Annotated in this window: 26 protein-coding genes; 4 read left to right on the forward strand and 22 right to left on the reverse strand. The window is 57.4% G+C overall.

All coding sequences use genetic code 11. From position 1 onward, the window contains the following. Nucleotides 1-409 precede the first annotated feature (409 nt). The 6 genes from AC0J41_RS10935 to AC0J41_RS10960 all read right to left on the reverse strand — a co-directional run bounded on the left by AC0J41_RS10935 (nucleotide 410) and on the right by AC0J41_RS10960 (nucleotide 6,354). On the reverse strand, nucleotides 410-1,783 hold the full coding sequence (locus AC0J41_RS10935) for a transposase (RefSeq protein WP_473013512.1): 1,374 nt from the start codon (nucleotides 1,781-1,783) through the stop codon (nucleotides 410-412). A gap of 197 nt (nucleotides 1,784-1,980) precedes the next feature. Continuing rightward, nucleotides 1,981-3,150 carry a PAS domain-containing sensor histidine kinase gene (locus tag AC0J41_RS10940; protein ID WP_473015534.1) on the reverse strand — a complete coding sequence of 390 codons (1,170 nt, stop codon included), beginning with the start codon at nucleotides 3,148-3,150 and terminating at the stop codon, nucleotides 1,981-1,983. After that, a complete protein-coding gene (locus AC0J41_RS10945; protein ID WP_473015535.1) occupies nucleotides 3,140-3,955 on the reverse strand; it encodes an alpha/beta fold hydrolase in 816 nt (271 codons plus the stop codon). The genes AC0J41_RS10940 and AC0J41_RS10945 overlap by 11 nt, the downstream gene beginning before the upstream one ends. Nucleotides 3,956-4,579: 624 nt before the next feature. Next, entirely contained in the window at nucleotides 4,580-5,629 is a 1,050-nt protein-coding gene (locus tag AC0J41_RS10950; RefSeq protein ID WP_103367564.1) for a tyrosine-type recombinase/integrase, read from the reverse strand. 1 nt (nucleotide 5,630) lies between these two features. Next, complete coding sequence (locus AC0J41_RS10955; protein WP_095135434.1) at nucleotides 5,631-5,873, reverse strand: DUF4224 domain-containing protein; 243 nt, start codon at nucleotides 5,871-5,873, stop codon at nucleotides 5,631-5,633. 46 nt (nucleotides 5,874-5,919) lie between these two features. Then, nucleotides 5,920-6,354, reverse strand: a complete 435-nt coding sequence (locus AC0J41_RS10960) for a hypothetical protein (protein WP_473015536.1) — start codon at nucleotides 6,352-6,354, stop codon at nucleotides 5,920-5,922. A gap of 39 nt (nucleotides 6,355-6,393) precedes the next feature. Between AC0J41_RS10960 and AC0J41_RS10965 the strand changes: the two genes are divergently transcribed. Beyond that, nucleotides 6,394-6,729, forward strand: coding sequence for a hypothetical protein (locus AC0J41_RS10965; RefSeq protein ID WP_473015537.1), 336 nt, complete (start codon nucleotides 6,394-6,396; stop codon nucleotides 6,727-6,729). Here AC0J41_RS10965 and AC0J41_RS10970 read toward each other — a convergent pair. Both AC0J41_RS10970 and AC0J41_RS10975 read right to left on the reverse strand, forming a co-directional pair. After that, entirely contained in the window at nucleotides 6,720-6,983 is a 264-nt protein-coding gene (locus AC0J41_RS10970; protein WP_473015538.1) for a hypothetical protein, read from the reverse strand. The two genes, AC0J41_RS10965 and AC0J41_RS10970, sit on opposite strands and share 10 nt — an antisense overlap. Nucleotides 6,984-7,041: 58 nt before the next feature. Next, on the reverse strand, nucleotides 7,042-7,410 hold the full coding sequence (locus tag AC0J41_RS10975) for a hypothetical protein (protein WP_473015539.1): 369 nt from the start codon (nucleotides 7,408-7,410) through the stop codon (nucleotides 7,042-7,044). Between the two features lie 104 nt (nucleotides 7,411-7,514). Between AC0J41_RS10975 and AC0J41_RS10980 the strand changes: the two genes are divergently transcribed. Next, a complete protein-coding gene (locus tag AC0J41_RS10980) occupies nucleotides 7,515-7,790 on the forward strand; it encodes a hypothetical protein (protein ID WP_226501447.1) in 276 nt (91 codons plus the stop codon). 18 nt (nucleotides 7,791-7,808) lie between these two features. Here the strand turns inward: AC0J41_RS10980 and AC0J41_RS10985 are convergent, their stop codons facing one another. Continuing rightward, nucleotides 7,809-8,357 carry a hypothetical protein gene (locus AC0J41_RS10985; RefSeq protein ID WP_473015540.1) on the reverse strand — a complete coding sequence of 183 codons (549 nt, stop codon included), beginning with the start codon at nucleotides 8,355-8,357 and terminating at the stop codon, nucleotides 7,809-7,811. 106 nt (nucleotides 8,358-8,463) lie between these two features. On the opposite strand from AC0J41_RS10985, the gene AC0J41_RS10990 reads away from it, so the two are divergent. After that, entirely contained in the window at nucleotides 8,464-8,886 is a 423-nt protein-coding gene (locus tag AC0J41_RS10990) for a hypothetical protein (RefSeq protein ID WP_473015541.1), read from the forward strand. Between the two features lie 408 nt (nucleotides 8,887-9,294). Here AC0J41_RS10990 and AC0J41_RS10995 read toward each other — a convergent pair whose 3' ends face one another. Then, nucleotides 9,295-10,590, reverse strand: a complete 1,296-nt coding sequence (locus AC0J41_RS10995) for a DNA-methyltransferase (RefSeq protein ID WP_473015542.1) — start codon at nucleotides 10,588-10,590, stop codon at nucleotides 9,295-9,297. Between the two features lie 75 nt (nucleotides 10,591-10,665). Here AC0J41_RS10995 and AC0J41_RS11000 point away from each other — a divergent pair, with 75 nt between their 5' ends. Then, nucleotides 10,666-11,400, forward strand: a complete 735-nt coding sequence (locus AC0J41_RS11000; protein ID WP_473015543.1) for a DUF4145 domain-containing protein — start codon at nucleotides 10,666-10,668, stop codon at nucleotides 11,398-11,400. A 3-nt stretch (nucleotides 11,401-11,403) separates the two neighbouring features. On the opposite strand, the gene AC0J41_RS11005 is transcribed toward AC0J41_RS11000, so the two are convergent. From AC0J41_RS11005 to AC0J41_RS11060, 12 genes are all read right to left on the reverse strand, one after another. Then, nucleotides 11,404-11,766: a hypothetical protein gene (locus AC0J41_RS11005; protein WP_473015544.1), complete on the reverse strand. Its 363-nt coding sequence runs from the start codon at nucleotides 11,764-11,766 to the stop codon at nucleotides 11,404-11,406. Nucleotides 11,767-11,841: 75 nt separating this feature from the next. Further along, entirely contained in the window at nucleotides 11,842-12,306 is a 465-nt protein-coding gene (locus tag AC0J41_RS11010) for a hypothetical protein (RefSeq protein WP_460410401.1), read from the reverse strand. Further along, nucleotides 12,303-12,545, reverse strand: a complete 243-nt coding sequence (locus AC0J41_RS11015) for a hypothetical protein (RefSeq protein WP_473015545.1) — start codon at nucleotides 12,543-12,545, stop codon at nucleotides 12,303-12,305. Before AC0J41_RS11015 ends, AC0J41_RS11010 begins: the two co-directional genes overlap by 4 nt. Continuing rightward, nucleotides 12,542-14,170, reverse strand: coding sequence for a YqaJ viral recombinase family protein (locus AC0J41_RS11020; RefSeq protein ID WP_473015547.1), 1,629 nt, complete (start codon nucleotides 14,168-14,170; stop codon nucleotides 12,542-12,544). Before AC0J41_RS11020 ends, AC0J41_RS11015 begins: the two co-directional genes overlap by 4 nt. Beyond that, nucleotides 14,167-15,054, reverse strand: a complete 888-nt coding sequence (recT, locus tag AC0J41_RS11025; protein WP_473015548.1) for a recombinase RecT — start codon at nucleotides 15,052-15,054, stop codon at nucleotides 14,167-14,169. Before recT ends, AC0J41_RS11020 begins: the two co-directional genes overlap by 4 nt. Nucleotides 15,055-15,310: 256 nt before the next feature. Continuing rightward, entirely contained in the window at nucleotides 15,311-15,757 is a 447-nt protein-coding gene (locus AC0J41_RS11030; RefSeq protein WP_473015549.1) for a hypothetical protein, read from the reverse strand. A gap of 3 nt (nucleotides 15,758-15,760) precedes the next feature. Continuing rightward, entirely contained in the window at nucleotides 15,761-16,009 is a 249-nt protein-coding gene (locus AC0J41_RS11035) for a hypothetical protein (protein ID WP_473015551.1), read from the reverse strand. A 21-nt stretch (nucleotides 16,010-16,030) separates the two neighbouring features. Then, nucleotides 16,031-16,327, reverse strand: coding sequence for a hypothetical protein (locus tag AC0J41_RS11040; protein WP_473015552.1), 297 nt, complete (start codon nucleotides 16,325-16,327; stop codon nucleotides 16,031-16,033). Between the two features lie 27 nt (nucleotides 16,328-16,354). Then, a complete protein-coding gene (locus tag AC0J41_RS11045; protein WP_473015553.1) occupies nucleotides 16,355-16,546 on the reverse strand; it encodes a hypothetical protein in 192 nt (63 codons plus the stop codon). A gap of 577 nt (nucleotides 16,547-17,123) precedes the next feature. After that, on the reverse strand, nucleotides 17,124-17,615 hold the full coding sequence (locus AC0J41_RS11050) for an HNH endonuclease (protein ID WP_473015554.1): 492 nt from the start codon (nucleotides 17,613-17,615) through the stop codon (nucleotides 17,124-17,126). 36 nt (nucleotides 17,616-17,651) lie between these two features. Then, on the reverse strand, nucleotides 17,652-18,455 hold the full coding sequence (locus AC0J41_RS11055) for a hypothetical protein (protein WP_473015556.1): 804 nt from the start codon (nucleotides 18,453-18,455) through the stop codon (nucleotides 17,652-17,654). Between the two features lie 906 nt (nucleotides 18,456-19,361). After that, a complete protein-coding gene (locus tag AC0J41_RS11060; RefSeq protein ID WP_025110118.1) occupies nucleotides 19,362-19,631 on the reverse strand; it encodes a hypothetical protein in 270 nt (89 codons plus the stop codon). Nucleotides 19,632-19,792: the final 161 nt, after the last annotated feature.

Below are 19,792 nucleotides of genomic sequence, written 5' to 3' on the forward strand. Positions count from 1 at the left end.
GTGGCTCTAGTCTGCGGTTGGAGCGATGTTTTTCACTGAATCGAGGTCGAAAGTGCGCAACTTCTTGCGCAGTACTGCGCAAGAAGTTGCGCACTTGGCTGCGAGTCACGCCAATCAAGGCCTGTAGCGTGATGGGTGGTCTTTTTCGCCAAACAAGTGCGCAAGAAATTGCGCAGTATGGCGATATGCCAGTCGCACCGATGTGTCTTACAGCATCTGAACGTGAGGAGGAAGCTGGCAGCTATCGGCCGATTCTGTTGAAAAAGTCGGATTTTCAGCTCGCCAGAGCTCAGGCATGGCTACCACCGGAGAACCCACTCACCACATTGAGTGGTTTCTCGGCCCTTCGTTGATCTTTGCTGCTCTGTTAGTGGGTTGGTTTGAGGTTTTTTGCTTCGTGCAGGCGCACCTATCCCGTAGAAGGTGGCCCTTGAGATGCAAGTTTGGCCAGACGTCGCAGGTTCTGTACCGCGGCCGCCAGCGTGAACTCATCGGACGCGCCACTCATGCCACGTAGTCGCAAGCGATCCAGTTTCAGGATGCGTTTGAGGTGGGCAAACAACATTTCGACCTTCTTACGTTCGTGGCGAGAGCGCACGTACTCCGGCGTCGCTGCGATGCGTCGAGCCACATCACGAGCGGCTTCATGGACGCTGCGGACGATCTTGCGAATCGAAGTGTTCGGGCAGCACTTGGCTTTCATCGGACATGTCGCGCAGTCGGTCTGTCTGGATCGGAAGATGATGGTGTTGGCTTTTGTGACGTGCGAACGCTCGCTCTTGAAGGCTCGCCATTCACTGCGTAATACGTTGCCGGCTGGGCAGCGGTATTCCTCAGCCTCTTCATTCCAGTGGAAATCGTTACTCGAAAAGCTGTCGTTCTTGCGCTCGGTTTTGTCCCACACCGGCACATGCGGTTCGATGTCTTTTTCCTCCACCATCCAGGCCAGCATCGGCGCAGTACCGTAAGCGGTGTCGCCAATGAGGCGCTCTGGCTTGATGTCGAACTGCGCTTCGACCCGATCGATCATCGTCTTGGTGCTCTCGACTTCGGCGGTTCGATGAGCCGGTGTGGGTTCCACATCCATGATGACGCCGTGCTCGGTATCGATCAGATAATTCGTGGAGTAAGCGTAGAACGCTGGTCCGCCTGGAGCAGCTGTCCAGCGGGCTTGAGGATCCGTCAGCGACAGGCGCTTCGGTAGCGTTTCGGCCAAAGCCTCTTCATCGAGGCCTTCAAGGTACTCACGCACGGCGCGGGTGCTCAGGGCCGGATCGCTCCAGTTGACCTGTTCATCACCCGGTACGCCGCGCTGCCGACTCGCATCCGCTTTGATGATGCTGGCGTCCACGGCAAATCCTTCGCCTTTAACCAGGCCTGCGTCCATGCAGCGACGCAGCACTTCATTGAACAACCAGCGAAACAGATCACTGTCCCGAAAACGGCCGTGTCGATTTTTGGAAAAGGTCGAGTGGTTGGGGACTTCATCTTCAAGGCTCAACCGGCAGAACCAGCGATACGCCAGGTTCAAATGGGCCTCTTCGCACAACCGCCGTTCGGAGCGGATGCCATAGCAGTAGCCGACGATCAGCATGCGGATCATCAGTTCAGGATCAATCGACGGACGCCCAATCGGGCTATAGAAATCGGCGAGGTAATGGCGCAGGTCGCTCAGATCAAGACACCGATCAATGCTGCGCAGAAGGTGATTGGCTGGAATGTGATCTTCAAGGTTGAACGAGTAAAACAGCCGCTCCTGCCCACTCGATAACTGTCCCATCATGCTGCGTGCTTCCCTGCTGGCCAATGCAGAGATTTTGCCGCAGGCCAGACAGGGGAGCTACTTTTTCAACAGAATCGGCCAAAAGCAGACGGCCAGGGCTGACCGCTTATGGCCGTTTTCTGTCTGTCGCGACGAACTGGAAACGACCGTGAAAACTAGCGGAGATAGAGGGAGAAATTGAGGCGGATGAGTTTGTATCAAAGCGTTGGAAACTTTGCCGTGAAGGTGGTGCCACTCTCCGGTGTTGAATTCACCGATACGAAACCGTCGTGCGCCCTGACGATCTCTCGAACGATAAAAAGTCCGAGCCCCACACTTCGCGCATCGCTACCTGTCTCTGTCCCCCGAATCATTGGCTCAAACAAAACGCCCATCAACGACTCGGGAATGGCAGCCCCCTGGTTTTGTACCGATACAAGGGTGTGATCCTGCTCGACGCATGAAGTGATCGTGATCGGCTGTTGTAAATCACCATAAGCCACACTGTTAGCCACGAGATTGCCAATAATTTGCTGCACCCGGTCCTCATCCAGACGGGCGCTGCCTGTCCCCACGCACCGATGTATCAACGTGGCTTCGGGGAACGCCATACGCAATTCATCGACGCTGGCGCCCACGAAGGCATGCAAGTCCACCGTCGAAGGACTGATCGAAATGCCTTGCCCAACTCTGGCTAGCGCCAGGTCCAGCAGGTCGGCAATCATGCGTTCAGCACGATCGGCCGACTGACTAATGTGGCCGAGCATTTTGGTTTCCCGGGCGGTGCGTTCACCTCGGGCCAAGATGTCAGAGGCCATTTTGATAGCCGTCAGCGGATTTTTGAGATCGTGGCTGACGATGGCGACCATTTGCTCTGCGAACGTGGCGCGAAGCTGGGCCTTTTCGTAGGCGCTTTTCAGCTCGGCCTGGGCCTGCCTGAGGGCCGTTTCGGCGGCGGCTTTTTCGCGCAGCAGGTTTTCGGCTGCCTTGCGTGCGTTGACCAACTCACGCTCGTACTTGTCACGATCTTTGGTGCCAAAGAGCGCCAGCTCATAAAACACACCGCTGGAGTGCTCGCGTCGGACGCCATTGAGCAACATGGTCACAATGTGTTTGTCATGGTGAACCAGATCGAGCTTTACCTCCGCGACGGAGCCTAGCATCTGCATCAGTGGCGACCAATGCGTTTGATGGAAAATGCGACCGCCCATGGTCAGTAGGTCCTGGAAACGCCGCCCGATGATCGCCTGTGCGTCCAGGCCGATCGAATGGCTGAACGTCTTGTTGCTACGAAGAATCGTGCCGTCTTCTTTCGTCACCACCAATCCGCAGGGGGCTTCATCGAATAGCGTCTGATTATCAGGCGGCCACTGATGGTCATTCGACATGTTCGCCCATCCAGGGTGACAGGAAGTTCTCCATGGCCTCCGAGCATGCACTGGGCGCGCTCATATGGGGGCAATGGCCGACGTTAGCTATCAGGCAGAGCTTGCTGTTGGGCAGCACAGCGTGCAGGTAGTCGCCAACGGCGGTGGGTGCGATCAGGTCGTCGGTGGATTGCAGGATCAGCGTGGGTGTTGCCAGCCCTGCGATGTCCTGGCGGTTGTCGGACATGAACGTCACTCGCGCGAATTGCTTGGCGATATCGGGTTCGGTGCGGCAAAAACTGTTGGTCAACTCCTCGCCCAGCGCCGGTTGCCCAGGCGCGCCCATAATCACCGGAGCCATGGTGCTGGACCAGCCCAGGTAGTTGCTGTCTAGCGTGTCGAGCAGCGAGTGGATGTCCTCCAACTTGAAACCACCCACATAGTCGTCGGTGTCGATGTAGCAGGGGGAGGGGCCGATCATTATATGGGCGGCAACGCTTCCGGGCGCCTGACGATCGGCCAGTGCACCGATCATGCTGCTGACGGAATGGCCGACAACGATCACGGGGCCGCGGGCATACTGGTCAATGATTTCATTCAGGTCCCGGGCGTAACCGTCCAGCGAGTTATATTTTTCCCGATCATAGGCTTCGATGTCCGACTGGCCCGCGCCAACCAGGTCGTACAGCACAACTGTAAAGCGATCGTTGAAGCCTTCGGCGAGATAACGCCACATCGTCTGATCACAGCCGAAACCATGAGAAAAGATCAGCGTTGAAGGACCATCGCCCATGACTTTTACATTGTTGCGATGTTGAAGGTCCATGGATGTTGCCCCGGTCGCAGCAAAGGTTTTTGGCTTCTGCGGCAGTTTAGATAGTCAAGGGGATCGCGTCACGCGGTATAGGATTATGACGCCTTGATGAGGTCGAATTTACCTCGAGCAAACGTTTTGATTCTGGCGCCCAGATGATGACGATATTTGTGCGCTTGTGGCCCGTAGCTGCCCTCAAGAAGGTGCACTGTTAGTCGAGAGCAGCCTTTCGTGACTTGCTGCTGTTGGCCGAAAGCAGCCTATCGCTACACTCCAAGCTCGTCCGTCACATCAAATCTGCAGTTGAAACTGACGGGAGGAGGGCGGTCTGAAAGGTAGGGTTGCGGAAATGGCCGAAAAGATGCGGAAACGATCCATAGTGAGACGAGCAAAATTCCCAAATGCCAGAAACGACAAAGCCCTGAATAATCAGGGCTTTGTCGTATCAAATATGGCGGAGGCGATGGGATTCGAACTCATGGACCTGTTACAGTCGACGGTTTTCAAGACCGCTACGGAAAGCCGCTGAATACGCGGCCTCAGACGCTTTTTCGTTCCAATACTTCTGTTTTGCAGCACCTCTACAGACCGCATTCTACAAGGGGCGCCTTTCGGGTTATGGAACTCTTTTTCGGCCTATTTTGAGGGTTTCGCGATGGCACCAACGCGACGGTAAACCCGCTCGGTAATGTCACCTTTCGTGTGCCCGAGCAGCAGGCTGGCGTCACCCACATCACTGATCTCCGATGCCGCCTTCGGTCGAATGTCCCGGAACTGGAATTCACCGATCCTCTTTGCCAGCAGCTCGTCTCCCTGCTCAAGAGCTTCCAGCTTTGCCTTCTCCCGCGCGGCATCCCATCGCTTCCTCAGCATCGTCGCCGTCATCCGTTTACCGCTCCGGTTGATGATCAGGTAGCTCGAAACGTGCGCAGCGTTCCGCTCTGTGATCGCAGCGATCAGAATGCCCAGGCTGTTCGCCTCTCCGGCGGTCGTCATCTGAATGCGCAGCTTCTTGTGCGTCTTGTTCTGCTGAACAGTCAGATATCCGCCTTCAACATCATCCTTCCGCATTACCAGCACGTCTGCCGGCCTTTGCCCGGTCAGATAGGCCAGGTCCATCGCTTCCTTAAGCTCCTGAGCTGCCTTCTTGTATACCGCCTCCCAAACGACATCATTTGCGTAGTAGTCCCTCGGCGTTTCCTTGTTCTTGCGCACCCCCTGGCAGGGGTTTTCCTTTGTTGTCAGGCCCCACTCCCGGGCAATGTTGAAAATATGGGAGAGGGTAGCGATCTCGCGGTTGGCCCGGACCTTTGCCGATCGCGCGTCTCGGTAGCCAGCAATCGTTGCTGGCGTGATCGAGTCGATCGGGGCGCTATCGAACATCGGCCGAAGCTGCTTGATCTCCGCCAGGTTGTCCTTCTGCGTGCGCGGTGCTTTCTTCGGCACCACATCGCGAATGTACCGATCGAAGATTCCCTTCATGGTGCGCAGGTCGAGCGGTTTTTCCTTGGCTTCGAGTTCGGCCCACTTCAGTCTGGCCTTATCGAGATCCTTGCCCAGGGGGATGTCATTGCCGAGCAGGTCGCGGTAGTAATACGCGGTCCAGGTACTACCGTTTTTGCGCTTTCGGGATCGCTTGTACATTCGAGGGGGCAGGTGCTGGTGCTCGGTCTTGCGGGGGCGCATATCAATTCACTCGCGAATAATCAGGTGTCCATACCGGTGCGGCCGGCGGCGGGTTCGGATCGGCGATGGTGGGGCTGATCATGCCCAGCTTCATGCGGGCGTACATCCGCCCCACCAGCGGGCGCTTACCGCGGCTTTCGACAAACACCCACTGGCGATCAATCAGCCAGCGGCGCTGGTATGCGCGGGCCTTGTAGCCGGTGAGTTCGGCCAGCTCCTCGTCAGAGAGGATTTCGGTTTCCATGAGGTATTGCTCCATGCCGCGCGTGGCGGCAGAAGGTGGTGATGGGTTATTCGTCGTCATCCAGATCGAGGTCGTCTTCGCCGTCTTGGCTGACGCTGATCGGCAGTTTCCCGAGGCGTTCGAGGGCGAGCACAAGGCCGATCCGCAATCCCTTTGCCATGTCCTTTGTCAGGACTATTTCGACGGGGTCTTCGATGCCGAGCTGAAGCGTCACGCCTTCCTTTGCGTTGTCGCTCATCATCTTTACCTGGTCGGCATGCCGCTTGTGCCAAGCCAGTAACGACTGGATCATTTCGCCGATGTCCTGCGGGGCGTTGACCGATCCCTTAAGCGCGCCGGTGACCAGCTTCTTCAGTTCCGCTTTCTCTTCTTCGGCACGTTCGAGCTGATCATCTGCGGCGAACGGCCCGCCGACCATTGACCAGCTACTGGCGAACACTTGGGCCTGTTCCATGATGGCTTTGATATTTTTCTCAGACATGCGAATTCCTCGCCCGCCGTATACCGGCAGGCTGTTGAGTTGGGGGAGGGGTTACTGCTGGAACAGTTCGGCGGGGACTTTCACCGTGGCGCCGCGCTTGGCAAAGACCACGGCGCGGAACACGGCGATGGTTCGGGTTTCGCCGCTCTGGCGGTTGAACGGCTCGTTGGTAAGATCGGCCAGCCATGGGTGCCGGTGGCCAACATCGACCCAGACGCCGTACTTCGTGATCAGTTGCTCGGCGTCGGGCAGGGCGAAGAGTTGCAGCTGACCGGTGTCCGGCTACTGATCACCCTCGATCTCGTTGATTGCCCAGTCCAGCGCCGGGCCGGTCAGTTCCTCGGTGCGGACGCTGACCACGCGGCTCATGGATAATTGTCGTAGTTATCGAAGCAAGAGCCACACATGGGCCTCCATCCTTGGCTAATTGCTTGGGGATGATCCTTCCGAACCCATCGCCATTTCTGGACGAATGCACCGCAGTCGCGGCACCGGATATAGTGGTCGACGGCTTTTCGCTGAGCAATTTCAATCTTCTCGCGCTCCAGATCCAGACGGAGCGCTTCTTGTTGCTCGGCGAACCACTGCTTTTCCTGCTCCACCGTCATTTCCGGAAAGATTTCGCTCATCTGTGTCATCGCCACGGCCCCCTGTAGATCAGGTAGGCCATGTCGAGCGGGGCGAAGATCATGGCGTCACCTGCGAACCAGGCAGTTTCGGCACCGGCACTGCCCGGCGACCCCAAACGCACACCGGGCCATCTTCATGATCGTGGACCGTCAGGATGAACCAGCCGGGCTCGGCCGGATGCTGGATTTCCCACGCAGAACAATCGCACTGGCCGTCATTCATGTAGGCATCGAAAACTTCGAAAGAAACGTCGCTTTCCATGTAGGAGATTTTCGTTTCAACCTGGTGGCGCAGGCACCATTCCTGAAACTGCGCCTCAGTGAGCTCATCGTCGTATTCCGAGAGATAGTCCGGGTGCGACCACCAGCCGTACTCATCGCGCTCGACGGGTAATGGCTGGATGATCGAAAACTTTTCTTCAGGCATGACTTCGTCCTTGCCGCTATAGCGGCTGACTTTGAAGGGGAGGGAGTAGAGGTTTTTGAAGCTACGGCTACTATCGATATGAGTCAGTTATTGCGGTGGCCCAGATGCTCAACGAGACAGATAAGGTTGGAGAGACGTTCAAGCGTGCGTTCTTCCGCGTCGATGGCGTGGCGATGTACTTCTTTTGGGCAGTTTGGATGGGGTTAGCAGTCTGGCAGCTATTTGATCCAAGTAAGCCAAAAGGCGTGTCTCTCATTTTTGTTGTGGGTGGCATGATGAACCCTTTTATTTTTCTCCTGTTCGGCGTGATGCGCACACCCGCTCCCTGGACTGCGTTACTTATCGTCGGGCTGAATGTTCGCTTCCTGATATTTGGCTGACTTTGAAGGGGGAGGGGGTTAAGGCTTGGCGTGAATTTCGAGGAGGTGCTCGACTTGGTTGGACATCTGCCCGCCGTCCTGCGCGGCTTCGATAAGTTCGAGCGCCCAGTCTTCCAGCCAGTTGCGCGGCACGCCGATAATCTGCGTGTCCGGTGCATCGGAGCAATCCAGCGGCCACGCCCGGAGAACCTTGTCCCCTTTGTACGTCAGCAAAGGCTCACCGGTTTCTTTGTCAGTCCACTTGCCGCCGGCGTCGAGCATGGCGAACGTCAGTACAACATCGCGCTCGCCATCCCAGTTGTCGATGTGCCGCACGGCATAGAGACCTGGCTTGTAGGAAGGCGGCTTGCCATCCATGCCGAGCGCCTTCGCCGCGATATCCCTGATCATGTCAACGGAGGCGACCAGCATGCTGCGACCGTCTTCGGCAAAGGCTTCAGCGCGGTCGTGGATCCGCATCAGCGCGACTCGCTGCTCGCAGATCAGCTGATCCGCTGCGTTCAGGCGCTGCTGCAGGGCGTCACGTTCTTTGATCACAATCGCATGCTTGTTACGCCAGTGCAGCACTGAGTCGAGTTCTTCTGCCGCTGTAGCTGGTGTTGCCGGTTTGTTTTCTATGGGCATGGGGGTACCTCGCGGCTATAGTCGCCAGAAATGGATTGGAGTTGAATTCGTGCTTAGTTACCTGAACTACAAAATCGCGCTACGGAAAATTGCAAAGGCCGAGCTTGAACTTGAAAAGCGCCGGCCTCCCAACTCTGTCCAGGCCAATGAGTCCGGCGAGATGGCAAGTTACATCAACGAGTCCGACGATTTGTACGAGTGGAAACGCCTGATTCAGACAGATTACTACCGCAGCAAAGCCGATCGGCTTCTAGTGCCCATGCCTTCATTCGAAGATCCGAAAATGTATGCTCGTGTCGAATGGGATAAGGATGTTTTGGAGCCACGGTATCTCACCGATGACGGTTTGCGAGCGATTCGTGCAGCTATAAGGGAGGAAGAAAAACATCGTCGAGACCGAGTCAGTTACTGGTTTGCTATAGCTGTGGGCCTAATTGGGTCAGTTGCCGGCCTGATCTCTGCATTTAAGTAACCAGTGCGCGACTTAACTCTCTCGGCTAGCCGTCCTATGCCGGGGCATGCCCGGGCGGTGGAGGGTGGTGTGGGATCAGCTACAGTTGAATGGTCATTCACAAGGAGGATCGAGAAATGACCTGCTTAATCTGCAAAGGCGCTGCCGAGACTTACGAATCTGGCGGCGATTGGCATGAGCGAAACTGCTCGGGCTGCGGACGCTATCGAGTATCAAGGACTCTGGTGGACACGATGGCAGGCCTCAAGCAGTCGTTTGACGTAGCCCGAACAAGGACATGGATTGCAATGAACAAGGCAGCAACTGCTTCGCCAATAATTTCGAGCTTTGATGCGGAAAGGAATCAGCTGATTGCTTCATAGCTGAATGCGCCGGCGGCTGCAGAAGCAGTATCTTCCCTTGGTTAGGTCAGGCGGTACCGAACAGATCGAGCTGAACAGATGCGGCTTGTTGATCTTGCTGGCGGGTTACTTCGTGTTCGATCCGCGCCCGGGCGATCGCCGCGTATTGCTCGTCGATCTCACAGCCGATGAACCTGAAGCCTTCGCGTATCGCGGCTTTGCCGGTGCTGCCGCTACCCATGAATGGATCGAGCGCTACGCCGCAGGCCGGGGTCACCAGGCGCAGCAGGTACGCCATCAGATCAGTCGGCTTGACGGTCGGGTGGATGTTCCCCGTCGTCGGGGTGTTCTCGACCTTGCGCAGGGTGGTGCCGCGGGTGAACTGCGGGCCGGGATTGGTCAGGCCCTCGTGCCGATCGGTACGACTGGTCTTGGCGCAGTAGAAAAACCGGGCTGCGCTGCCACTGTCACCGTGGAAGGCGCCGGCCACGCGCTCGCGCATGCCGCTGTACTTGACTGCGCCGCTGAAGCCGTTGGCCGTGGGTTCGTTGCCTGTTACCGGCGCCGACGCGCCCGCCTGAGCGGGGAACAGAGCGACGACTTCGGCGCTGCCATCGTGGATGAGATTGGCGGGCCAACGCCCAGATGCAGCAGTGCCACCACCGGCGCGAAGGTCGGTCGCGCCTTTTTCCTCGTTCGATCGAGTGCCGTCATGGCCGCGATCGCCCGAGCAGTTTCGGGCGTAGGCCGCGTCGACCACGCCGATCCGGCATGCGTCGATGTTCAGCGCTCCGGTGCCGTGTACGGCGACATTGTCCGCAACAGTCCCGGTAAACGGCTTGCGGGCCATGCAGATGGGCTCATGCGCAGGCTTCAGCGCGGTGCCCTTGCCTTCGTGCTCGCCCTTGAGGTTGTGCGACTTCGGGAAGCCTGAGCCGAACACCCACATGATCTGGTCGCGGATCTCGAAGCCAGCCATCTCGATGCCGACCGCCATGTGGTGATAGGTGCGGGCCGCGGCGAACGAAAGCAGGTGGCCGCCGGGCTTGAGTACACGCAGGCACTCGATGGCCCATTCCAGCGTGAAAGCCTGAAAGGCGCGCATGCCGTCGGGCGTCAGATCGTACTTGCCGGCTTCGGCCGCGATCGAGCGGTGACCGCCGTTCGGCCCGCAGGCGCTGGCGTGCGAAGGCATACTGGCCCGGTAGGCGGCGCGGTCTTCGATATCCTTGCCGTCCCAGCTTTTGCCCATGAAGCGGATCCCGTAGGGCGGATCCGTCACCACGCTGTCGATGCTGTTATCTGGCAGGGTGCGCATCATTTCAATGCAGTCGCCGACCAGGACCTGGTGAGAAGGTGGCATAGGGGATCCTCGCCGGCTGGCGTGATTCGTAGAAGTGGGGTATTTGTGTGTTTCAAATACAGCGAGGGAACGCAGATGCCGCCCATTACGAAAAAATTTGAAATGACGCTCGACGAGTCGATTCAAAAATTTCCGTGCAAAAAGTGCTGCCTTGAGTCAAACCACAAGGTGGTGGCGACTTACACTGAAAGAGGTTCTGAGGATTGCGGCGGCGGTAATACGTTTGATTGGACTTCTGCCAATCAGATAATCCAGTGCTTGGGGTGCGAAGAAATCTCTTTCAGAGTTGAGTCGTCAAACTCTGAAGATTGGGATCATGATGAAGATGGTAATACCTATTGGATCTCGGCGATTACCTATTACCCTGGTCGCGTCGTGGGCTCCAAGATAATAGATCACACCTCCCTGCCATTAGACATCGGGGAGATCTATCAAGAGGCGCGGAGCGCGCTAGATAGCGACCTCCTGATCATTAGCGGCATCGGTATAAGAGCCATACTGGACACCATCTGCTCTGATGTGAAAGCCAAAGGTCGAAACCTCGAACAAAAGATCGACGATCTACATGAGCGATCTTTAGTGACTAAAGAAGGTGTTCAAACACTTCACCAGATTCGTGTATTGGGGAATAACGCTGCGCATCGAGGAACGGCTCACTCAAAAAGCCAGCTGCTGTTAGCGCTTGAGGTCATCGAACACATACTGATCGGTACATACATAATTCCGTATCGCGCAAAAAAGGTGTTCAAGCATATTGAGCCTAAAAAAATTTCTGCTCCAGTCGCACCCGATAGCGAACCAGCCGCGTAACAATCACTCCGGGATGGCGACATCGTCGTCAGGCTCAGGCGGATCGTCGGCAAGCGATTTAATGCCAGCCGCCCGAATGATGCACGACACCTTTTCAGAAACAACAAAAGGTGTCGTGACACAATTCAGCATCTGGGCCTGCGTTTCGAAGTCGGCGGCGATCAGGTTCCGCAGCAGGTTCTGATAAATCTCCTGCTGGTTGTTGAAGCCGTGCGCTGCCATGACCCGCTTGAGGTCAGGCTTGAACACCCCGGCGACCTCAACCGTAAACTTCTCGACGCCCAATGCAGCGTCCTTTGCTGCAGCCTTCTCGCGCTTTTTCTTCTGCTTGATGGCTTCCTTCGTCGGCTCTTGTACTTCGGCCATGGCCTACCTCTTCAATTCCGCTGGCCGGCAAGTCCAGCCAGGTCTGTCGTTTGCGTTGCTGGGGTCTTGAACGTCTCACGCAGCTACCTTCACCTGATGCCAGGCGCCGGCGGCGTAGAACAGCTTCGCGGCTTCGGCTTCATCCATCGAAACTTCGTCCGGGATGGCGATCCATCCTGATGCGACCAGATGAGCCGGGTTCGCGCTGTTACGCAACTCCAGGTAGTAATGCTCAATCGCATCCGTGAGGCGCTCGACCTTGTAGATGCCCTCCGGCGAGATCTCGACCGACTTGATGTACTCGGCGCCGCGCTCATCGCGACACATGGCGCCGATGTAGATCGTCCAGCGATACGAGAAATCGAAGATCGCGTTGGCGATCGCCAGACTGCGGATCTGCTTGCAGCTCTTCCAGTTCGCCATTATCTGGCTGCCGCTGGGGTCGATGTTCACCACCGCGACGTGGTTGGTGCGCAGCAGCGCCCGGCAACTGCGTTCAGCCCGGGCGAAGCCGTTGTTGGGTTTGCGTTTTGACTTCATAGCGAGTCCGCCATTTTGCGCAGAGCCTTGCGGTCGGCTGCAGATATCGGCTTCGGGCGCCGCTTGAGTACCGTTTCAGGGTCTATTTTGTTCGAGCGCGGTGGCGGCAGCGGATTGCGCGGTGGGCTTTTCAGTTGATCGATCCGCCCGCCGGCGGCCAGGTACTGCGCGATTCGTTCAGAGATCGATTCGGCGTCCGGTCGGTGCTGCTCGACGTCGTTGAGGTGGTTACTGATCATGCTGCCACCTTCACCAGCCTCACGCCGGCCATGCTGAATTTGCTGCCCTGATCGGCGACAAGTGCGTCGAGGTTTTCCCAGCTCACTGTCAGCACCGAGATAGGCGCTTGGCCGTAGGCAACTGCTTTGATCAGCTCTTCCAGATCGAACACTTCGGCCTGCACGTTCACCGGTGCCGAGGTTGTGGTTGCTGGCTTCGAGGCGGGCTGAACCGGCACGGAGGCTTTCACAGGTGCTGGACTGGCGACCGGTGCAGGCTCGACCGGCGCCTTGGCTTTCGCCTCGTCATCGATTCGCTTCAGTTCCTGCTGGCGGATCTGCTCGCGTTGCGCCTCGGCTTTCTGCTCCTCGGCCTTCTGGTGTTCGGATATCCGCACCTTGATCAGGGCGACCAAGTCGTCGTTCGCTTTCATCACCAGCTGCTGCACATCGTTGAACAGGAACATGTAGTCGGTTGCGAGCTCAGCCAAGCTGGCCAAGTTGCTCCGGATGCTGTCACCGATCTGGCTGGCGGCGATCTTCGCCCGGGCCAGCTCGGAATCGGCAGAGTCGCGCAGGCTGCTGATCGTCTTTTTGCCTTTGATGGCTCCGGCGAAATCTGCAGGCACAGCTGGCATACGCGCTTTACCGCCAAGTGAAGCGTTAATCTGGTCGATGTGGACCTGCAGCGCCTTAGCTGCATCCATGACGATGTCTTCACGGATGCTCAGCTTGCGGGCCTTCACCAGCTTGTCGAGCATCAGGCGCTTGGCGCGGGCTTCAGCGCTGATCTCGTCGATGGTGCGGAACAGTGCGTCAATGCTTTCGGTTTGGCTCAGGGCGTGCTGCTTGGCAGCTTCCAGGCGCTCTTCGACCTCGCCGCACCACTTGACCGCTTTCTCGGCATCGGCGAAGTGCTGATCCGTTTCCAGCTCGGTGTTGATCGAGCCAAAGACAGCCAACGAGTGGGCTTTGAACTGCTCCAGGTTGCTGGCGGTGACCATGCCGGTCACTTCGATGCGCAGCGCTGGCAATGACTCCGGGGTTTTGCCAACGGCTTCCGGCACCACCTCGGCCGGAGTGAAATCTAGCAGGTCAGCCTGGAACTGTTTCCAACCTGCGACGAGCGTTGCGGCGCGGCCTGGCACCGGCGCGTATTCCATCGACACGAAGTTTTCCTCGGTGCCGTCGGAGCAGACGAAGATCACTTTCTCGGCGCCGCTCACCAGCAGTTGCTGTTCGAGCTGCCAGTAGTAGTGCGGGTCGAGGCTGCCGGCGCGAACGTCAGCAGCGAGCTGCTCATTCCACATCTTGTGTTCGAAAAGCACGTCGCCAAGGATCGTGCAGCCATCGAGGGATGCGAGCAGATCACCTTCGGTGCCGACCACTGGAAACAGGTCTTCGCCGATCCGCGCTTCGAGTATTGGGCGGGCCAGAGCTTCCGCTTCGTGGCCTTTATCGAACAGGTTTTTCTGCACCCACCACGATACGTCTCGGTCGAGACCGGTCTTCTTCGCGTGCAGCAGCTCGGTGCGCTTCATCTGTTTCGATGCACCCATCATTGCCGGCGCTTCGGAGGCGGTGAAGTAGTTGGCGCGGAGCGCATGCCAGGCTTCGGAACCCTGAGCGACATTGTGGATTTTCATTCGTGGTCTCCTTCAATCGGCGCGAGCGCTTTGATCTTGGCGATCTGCTCTTCGCTCAGGGTGAATTTGCTGCTGACGGTTGCGATCAGGTGATCAGGGGCGGAGCGTCCGGCGTCGACCGCGATTTGCCATTTGGGCAGGTTTTCCGCGAGCTTCTCGTCGGGGTAGGGCGGAAGTTCAGCTGGTGCCGCGCTACGCGCCGGTGATACGTCGCGAATGGTGGGCGCGGTTTCTTCCAGCTCGTCCGGGCTGTACACGCCGAGGATCACGTCCGGGCAGTAGAGGCGCGACCAGCGCTTGGTGGCGAGGTACGCCAGTTGCTGGCGAGGGTCATCAGCCCAAAGTGTGCTGTTGCGGGTGCGAGCCTGGGCCAGCAGCAACTCAAGGACTCGCGGCTCGTCTTCGCCTCGGAAGGTCGCCCAGACCTTTACGCCCAGACCTTCCTCGTCCTCAAGCTTCCAGCCCGGGACGCGGTACTCGCCTTTGTCACCGTTCTTGATGGTGAATTTGCCGATCACCTTTTCCCAGGCGCCGTACCACTCGTAGTGCAGGCGATCCACCACCGGTGCGCAGGTAGTGATCACCGCATTTACCAGCTGCGCTTCGTAGCCCAGCACGCCGTTCACCAAATGCGTTTTCTGCGCCACGGCGAACGGGTTCATCTTCCACTGCATTGACTGCATGATGACCGCCAGACAATCCGCCGGGTTGCCGTTGAAGTGCTTTGGCAGTGTGGCGCGGCCGGTGGCCATGACCTCGGCGAGGCGCATCATCTTGTCCAGACTATCGCCGTCCAGCACCAGAGCGCTGGTGCTGGTTGCTGCATGCGGAAGGACATGGAGGTTTCGGTCGTGCGCCACCGGCGCAACGCTTTGAGCGGACATGACTGTTCCTTGCCGCGCGGTGCGCAGCGAATGAAAATTAGATGGGATCGAAGTGGTCAGACGTTGCTGTATTGCTCGTCCGATAATTCAGGACGCGGATCTTTGTGTCGGTGAATTCGACACGACTGTTGAGGCAAGAGGATTGAAGGGTTGGCTCTTGGGAGGAGCGTTGTGCATTCCGGGCAAGGAACGCCGTACTTCGCGCGCAGCCGCTTCTTGTGCTCTTTGATGCCCTCATACATTTCTGCTACTTCGCTCATGCCGCATCCGCCTTGCGCTGTTCCGCTAGGTCAGCGGCGCGCTCCGCCTCCAGTTCTTCAGTACGAGCCCGGCCATATTCGTTGGCGTGCGGCCGAATCAGTGCTTCAGCGACGTCATGCAGCGCTGTCGGGTGGTCGCCTTTCGGCTGGCCCAGCGCAGAGATGGCGAGGTCATAGACGGTGCCGTGAGCCCGGCGACCGTCAGCGATAATCTCGCAAATCATTCGCTCAATCGGATACTCGCGGTTATCCGTGAGCAGCGGGGCAATATGTTCTTGTGCGCCCAAGTGTTCGGCCAGTGCCTCCCAAAGCGATTGCGGAGTTACCAAAGCAACCGTCTTGCCGTGAGCTCGCGGCGCCGTGACGTTGTCACCGCAGATCAGCGAATTGATTGCGTCATGGAGCCAGTCCGGCCCTTCAACGGTGTCGAGGAAATCGGTCATGGTCTACTCCAGAGATTCAAGCTTGCGCGCCAATGCGCAGGCCGCGTTGTGATCGCGACGGAAGCCACGAGCTTTGCCGGTGCGGGCATCCACAACATGGAAGAATGCAACACCTGCCGGCTTCACAACGAAGCGAGGCATCTTTACCGGTAATGGCCGGCCGAGCAGTGAGTAGAGGTCTTCCGTAGCGATGCGAGAACGAATGCGCAGTGCTGCGCGCACTTCTTTGCCGAGCTGAACGCTTGGGTGCATGGGCGCCTCCAGAGTGTGATGTTAGGCGGCGGCTTTGGCTGCAATTAGCTGCTTGGCCTCTATCTCTTCGTCGAATGACAGAAGGTGAGGCGCCGCTAGGTAAAGGTTGAGCAGCCGTTCGTTTTCATCCGTTGACCATGTCTGGTCGGCTAAGCGTTCTTCGTCGCATTTGGCATAAGCCAAAAGAGCCGACTCGATAACTCCACTCATGGTTCTGCGCTGGATGCGACCCATTACGTCAAGCATGTACTTAACGCGCGGACTTATTCGAACGCCGATTTGGGCGCTCCGGGTTTTCACGCCAACCTTCTTGGCCATGACTCTCTCCATTCGTTGGTTCACCGGTTAGGCGGTAGCGATGACTGATTCACGAAACCGCGATGGGCTCCAGTCGCAAGACTCGTCGGCCGGGATATGGCCGAACATCGCGGTGCAGCGCTTGCAGTGCACGCAGTCGCCGCAGGTCTTGCCCTCGGGCAGGTTCATCTGATTGGCGTTGTCCGCCGACCTTGGATACGGCGCTCGTTGCTCGGCCATGATTTGCTCCATGTGGTTGATCCAACAAAACTCGGATGCACTCGTTCGCTCCGCTGGTTGCCGTTGGGCGCGGAGGGGAGTGCATTCGGGATTGGTCGGGAAGGGTGGCCCGGTCTCGCTGCTGGCGACAGACCGGGTTTGCAGCGTCAAGTTGTCTTCGTGCGCTGGGGTGGCCTACCTCATTCGGCCGATGCGCGGTGACATCGACGGCCTACTGTCCGCTGCCTGTATAGGTGATGGGCGCCGGCCTTCAGGCTTGCCGAGCCGCGCAGGTGGGTCAGGTCATCTATTTCATGATGGTCATCCTCCAGTGCGCGCCGTTGGCATCTTGGCGGGCGCTCGCCGGTCTCAATATGTTGCCGGTTACGTCTCCGGCGCCGAGTTCCACGGCCGTGTTCAGTTCGCCAGCGCTCGATGACAACCGATTCTGGGATTGATGCAGGTCGGCGGTTATAGGCCGCAGTTTCGTCCGCATCGGACTGCTCTCAGGCTTCCGGTGGAGGTTCTTGAACGATCTCAAGCCTGCCGTGAAAGGTGGAGAGCAGTCCGATGCGCTCTCATAGAGAGGATCGGGCAGTTAACCGTGATTCGAGAACTCGCCATGGAGACGAGCCCTTAAAGCAATGGCAACTGCTTCCGCCTCGGCGATATCTGCATACATACCGCCGTTGTGGATCTTTCTGTTGACTGCGACCTGAACGTGCCATTTCTTTCGGCGACCAGACCACGAAACGCCCTTTACCCCTGACTTGTTGTTGCGGCGTAAAGAGCTGTTATGGCAGTTCTGGCTTCTGTTGCACTCCCGAAGATTAGCGATTCGGTTATCAGCGCGGTCACAGTTGATATGGTCGACATCGCCGGCTGGCCACCTACCGTGATACAGCGCCCACGCCAGTCTGTGAGCTTTGAATGTTCCTTTCGCCACGTTTATACGGAGGTATCCATCGTGGTCGAGGCGCTGCTTCACGGCGCTGTCACCGCCGACGATGTAACGCTTCCTCACGAAAAGCCCGGTATCAGGGGCGTAGTTCAGAAGCTCAGCTATTTTCTCTACTGGAACGTCTTTCACTCGCACCTCCTATCAGGCTGTCGTGGCGCTGGTTGGTCAGTCGTAGATGCCGTAGCTGAACTCGTCCTCATCGCAATCGACGATGATTTTGGATTTACCGAAGTAAAGTGCAGCAACCATCTTTTCGAATGGAGAGCGGAATTTCAGGGTTTGGCTGATCTTCTCGTTGTCGATTTTGGCGGCATATACCGATCCGACCTCATGACCCTTTTCGTTTCGGTCCTTCCCGTAACGGTCGAAACTGATGTGGATCGCGTTGCCGAGCATGTATTCACTGCGCTCGGAGCGTCGGGAGTAGGTCGAAGCCCCGTGATCCTTCGGTTCCTTGTCGAAGTAGATGTGCATGCCGCCGTAGTCGGATGGCTGGAAACGAATGTCCGGAGCTTCCCAGTGCTCTTCGGCTGCTGACTCTTTGTGGTCTTCGACGAAGGCCTCCAGCAGCGCCTGCAAGCTGATCACTTCCGGCATTGCATCTTTGTTCAGCACTTCGTCGATCTGTTTCTGCGCCAGGCGCACCATGTCGGCTTCGACGCCGCTGTTTTCCCACTTTTCCTTCAAAGCAGCAGCGATCATTGCGTTGTAGCGAGTCAGCTCAAAGATTTCGGTCAAATTGGCTGGCAGTGCGGCCTTGATTGCCTCTTCAACCTGCTTGCCCATGTCGCCATAACGGCCGAAGCAATTGTCGACCACGTTCGTGAACATCTTCTTGACGTGCTCGTCGATGATTTCGACTGGCTTATCGCTGTTTGCAAAAGCAGTGACGCGCTCGGCGAGCAGCGCTTGAAGTGTTTGTTCGCTCATTTGATGCTCCGTGCTTGATCGGTTGTTTTCCCAATGCACCCGTCACCAGGTGCATCAGTGAAACTTTCCAAAAGCCCCCGGCCTCGCTACTGGCGACAGGTCGGGTTTGTTGCGTCAGCGATGTTGGCCAGTTACCCGCAGCTGATTGCAGGGCTGGCCTATCTACGTCGGTGTGGGCGTCGAGCTTCCTCCCCACGGCGTCAAACAGCATCTGTTCGCCTTGGATCACAGGTCCTTACAACATGCACGCTACAGCTCTGAATGCCCTGATTGAGTGGGGCAGGGTGCATGAGGTCCGGCGGTCCCAGCCGAGGCTATCGGGTCCGCTAATTGTTGAATCTGTTATCGCGCCTCCTACCAGGTCATTCGCCAGTTCGGTCAACACCTCGTCCGCCGTCGCAGTTCTGCGCGTTGGTAGCCTTTCGGGGCTATCGGATCGCCGGTCGCCAGTAGTGGCGGCGCGATTTTGTTCACCTGACTTCATCTCGCCCCACAGGTGTGGCCGGGGCTGACCTCCCAGCATGAGCCGGGTAATCGTTTATGGCGCGGGTTGTTAAAGAGCGGCGCGGCTTTCGCTGCTGGGCCAGTGCTACCTGACTTGCGAATAAAAGTAGCAGTGCTGCTATTTAAAGTAAATAGCGCTGCTAATAATATTTTTTCTAGGCGTAAAAAAACCCGCATTTGGCGGGCTAGGTAAGGGGCGCCTGATTTCACATTGTCATGGCGAGGACCTTGCGCATACCTTCCATATCGTCTTGGGAAATTTTCCCCTCGGTTTCCGCAGACTTGGAACTGCTGAAGCTTGCGCGCTGGCTTTTTTGACGGTGATGACTGGTGGGAGATGGTGTCGGAAGCGGGAGTTTTCTACGCGAGAGCAATCGATGGCCCTGATGGGGAGCATAAAAGACTTCGGGCGCTTACAAATGTAAACGCCCGAAGGTGCTTTTAGATCCTGTGAATCTGGGTGATGTGCGGCTTGCCATTGATAGGCGCATAGATTTCCACAATCGCTTGCCAGCTGCTTGGTGAGCCCGGCAACGTCGCCTTCGACTTATAGCGATAGTTCGTGCCATTGACTACTTGGCTCGAAACTTCCTCGGGGGTGTAGTTCACACCTACAAAACCCGCCAAAGCTTCTTTGAAGACTTCCTGATCCTTAGGGGTCAGTTTGTGATAGGGAGTCCATCCACCAACAAGATGTTCTTGAGCAGTCATGAATTAAATCTCCATATTTAAGTTCCTACTCGTCTGGCTTTTCGGAGTTCGCCCCGTTTATTCAATGGTTTCCGGAATCCATTTCGTAATTCGTCATCCGAATGTCCCTCCTTACTGCAGAATTGGGCGTTCGGAAAACACCTACTATCCTACTGCCGGCG

Source organism: Pseudomonas sp. Arb-4-2C (assembly GCF_055755015.1).

Coding starts and splice junctions, on each gene's coding strand:
- AC0J41_RS10935 (WP_473013512.1), bottom strand. CDS start 1,783: ATGATGGGACAGTTATCGAGTGGGCAGGAGCGGCTGTTTTACTCGTTC.
- AC0J41_RS10940 (WP_473015534.1), bottom strand. CDS start 3,150: ATGTCGAATGACCATCAGTGGCCGCCTGATAATCAGACGCTATTCGAT.
- AC0J41_RS10945 (WP_473015535.1), bottom strand. CDS start 3,955: ATGGACCTTCAACATCGCAACAATGTAAAAGTCATGGGCGATGGTCCT.
- AC0J41_RS10950 (WP_103367564.1), bottom strand. CDS start 5,629: ATGCGCCCCCGCAAGACCGAGCACCAGCACCTGCCCCCTCGAATGTAC.
- AC0J41_RS10955 (WP_095135434.1), bottom strand. CDS start 5,873: ATGGAAACCGAAATCCTCTCTGACGAGGAGCTGGCCGAACTCACCGGC.
- AC0J41_RS10960 (WP_473015536.1), bottom strand. CDS start 6,354: ATGTCTGAGAAAAATATCAAAGCCATCATGGAACAGGCCCAAGTGTTC.
- AC0J41_RS10970 (WP_473015538.1), bottom strand. CDS start 6,983: ATGAGCGAAATCTTTCCGGAAATGACGGTGGAGCAGGAAAAGCAGTGG.
- AC0J41_RS10975 (WP_473015539.1), bottom strand. CDS start 7,410: ATGCCTGAAGAAAAGTTTTCGATCATCCAGCCATTACCCGTCGAGCGC.
- AC0J41_RS10980 (WP_226501447.1), top strand. CDS start 7,515: ATGCTCAACGAGACAGATAAGGTTGGAGAGACGTTCAAGCGTGCGTTC.
- AC0J41_RS10995 (WP_473015542.1), bottom strand. CDS start 10,590: ATGCCACCTTCTCACCAGGTCCTGGTCGGCGACTGCATTGAAATGATG.
- AC0J41_RS11000 (WP_473015543.1), top strand. CDS start 10,666: ATGCCGCCCATTACGAAAAAATTTGAAATGACGCTCGACGAGTCGATT.
- AC0J41_RS11005 (WP_473015544.1), bottom strand. CDS start 11,766: ATGGCCGAAGTACAAGAGCCGACGAAGGAAGCCATCAAGCAGAAGAAA.
- AC0J41_RS11010 (WP_460410401.1), bottom strand. CDS start 12,306: ATGAAGTCAAAACGCAAACCCAACAACGGCTTCGCCCGGGCTGAACGC.
- AC0J41_RS11015 (WP_473015545.1), bottom strand. CDS start 12,545: ATGATCAGTAACCACCTCAACGACGTCGAGCAGCACCGACCGGACGCC.
- AC0J41_RS11020 (WP_473015547.1), bottom strand. CDS start 14,170: ATGAAAATCCACAATGTCGCTCAGGGTTCCGAAGCCTGGCATGCGCTC.
- recT (WP_473015548.1), bottom strand. CDS start 15,054: ATGTCCGCTCAAAGCGTTGCGCCGGTGGCGCACGACCGAAACCTCCAT.
- AC0J41_RS11030 (WP_473015549.1), bottom strand. CDS start 15,757: ATGACCGATTTCCTCGACACCGTTGAAGGGCCGGACTGGCTCCATGAC.
- AC0J41_RS11035 (WP_473015551.1), bottom strand. CDS start 16,009: ATGCACCCAAGCGTTCAGCTCGGCAAAGAAGTGCGCGCAGCACTGCGC.
- AC0J41_RS11040 (WP_473015552.1), bottom strand. CDS start 16,327: ATGGCCAAGAAGGTTGGCGTGAAAACCCGGAGCGCCCAAATCGGCGTT.
- AC0J41_RS11045 (WP_473015553.1), bottom strand. CDS start 16,546: ATGGCCGAGCAACGAGCGCCGTATCCAAGGTCGGCGGACAACGCCAAT.
- AC0J41_RS11060 (WP_025110118.1), bottom strand. CDS start 19,631: ATGACTGCTCAAGAACATCTTGTTGGTGGATGGACTCCCTATCACAAA.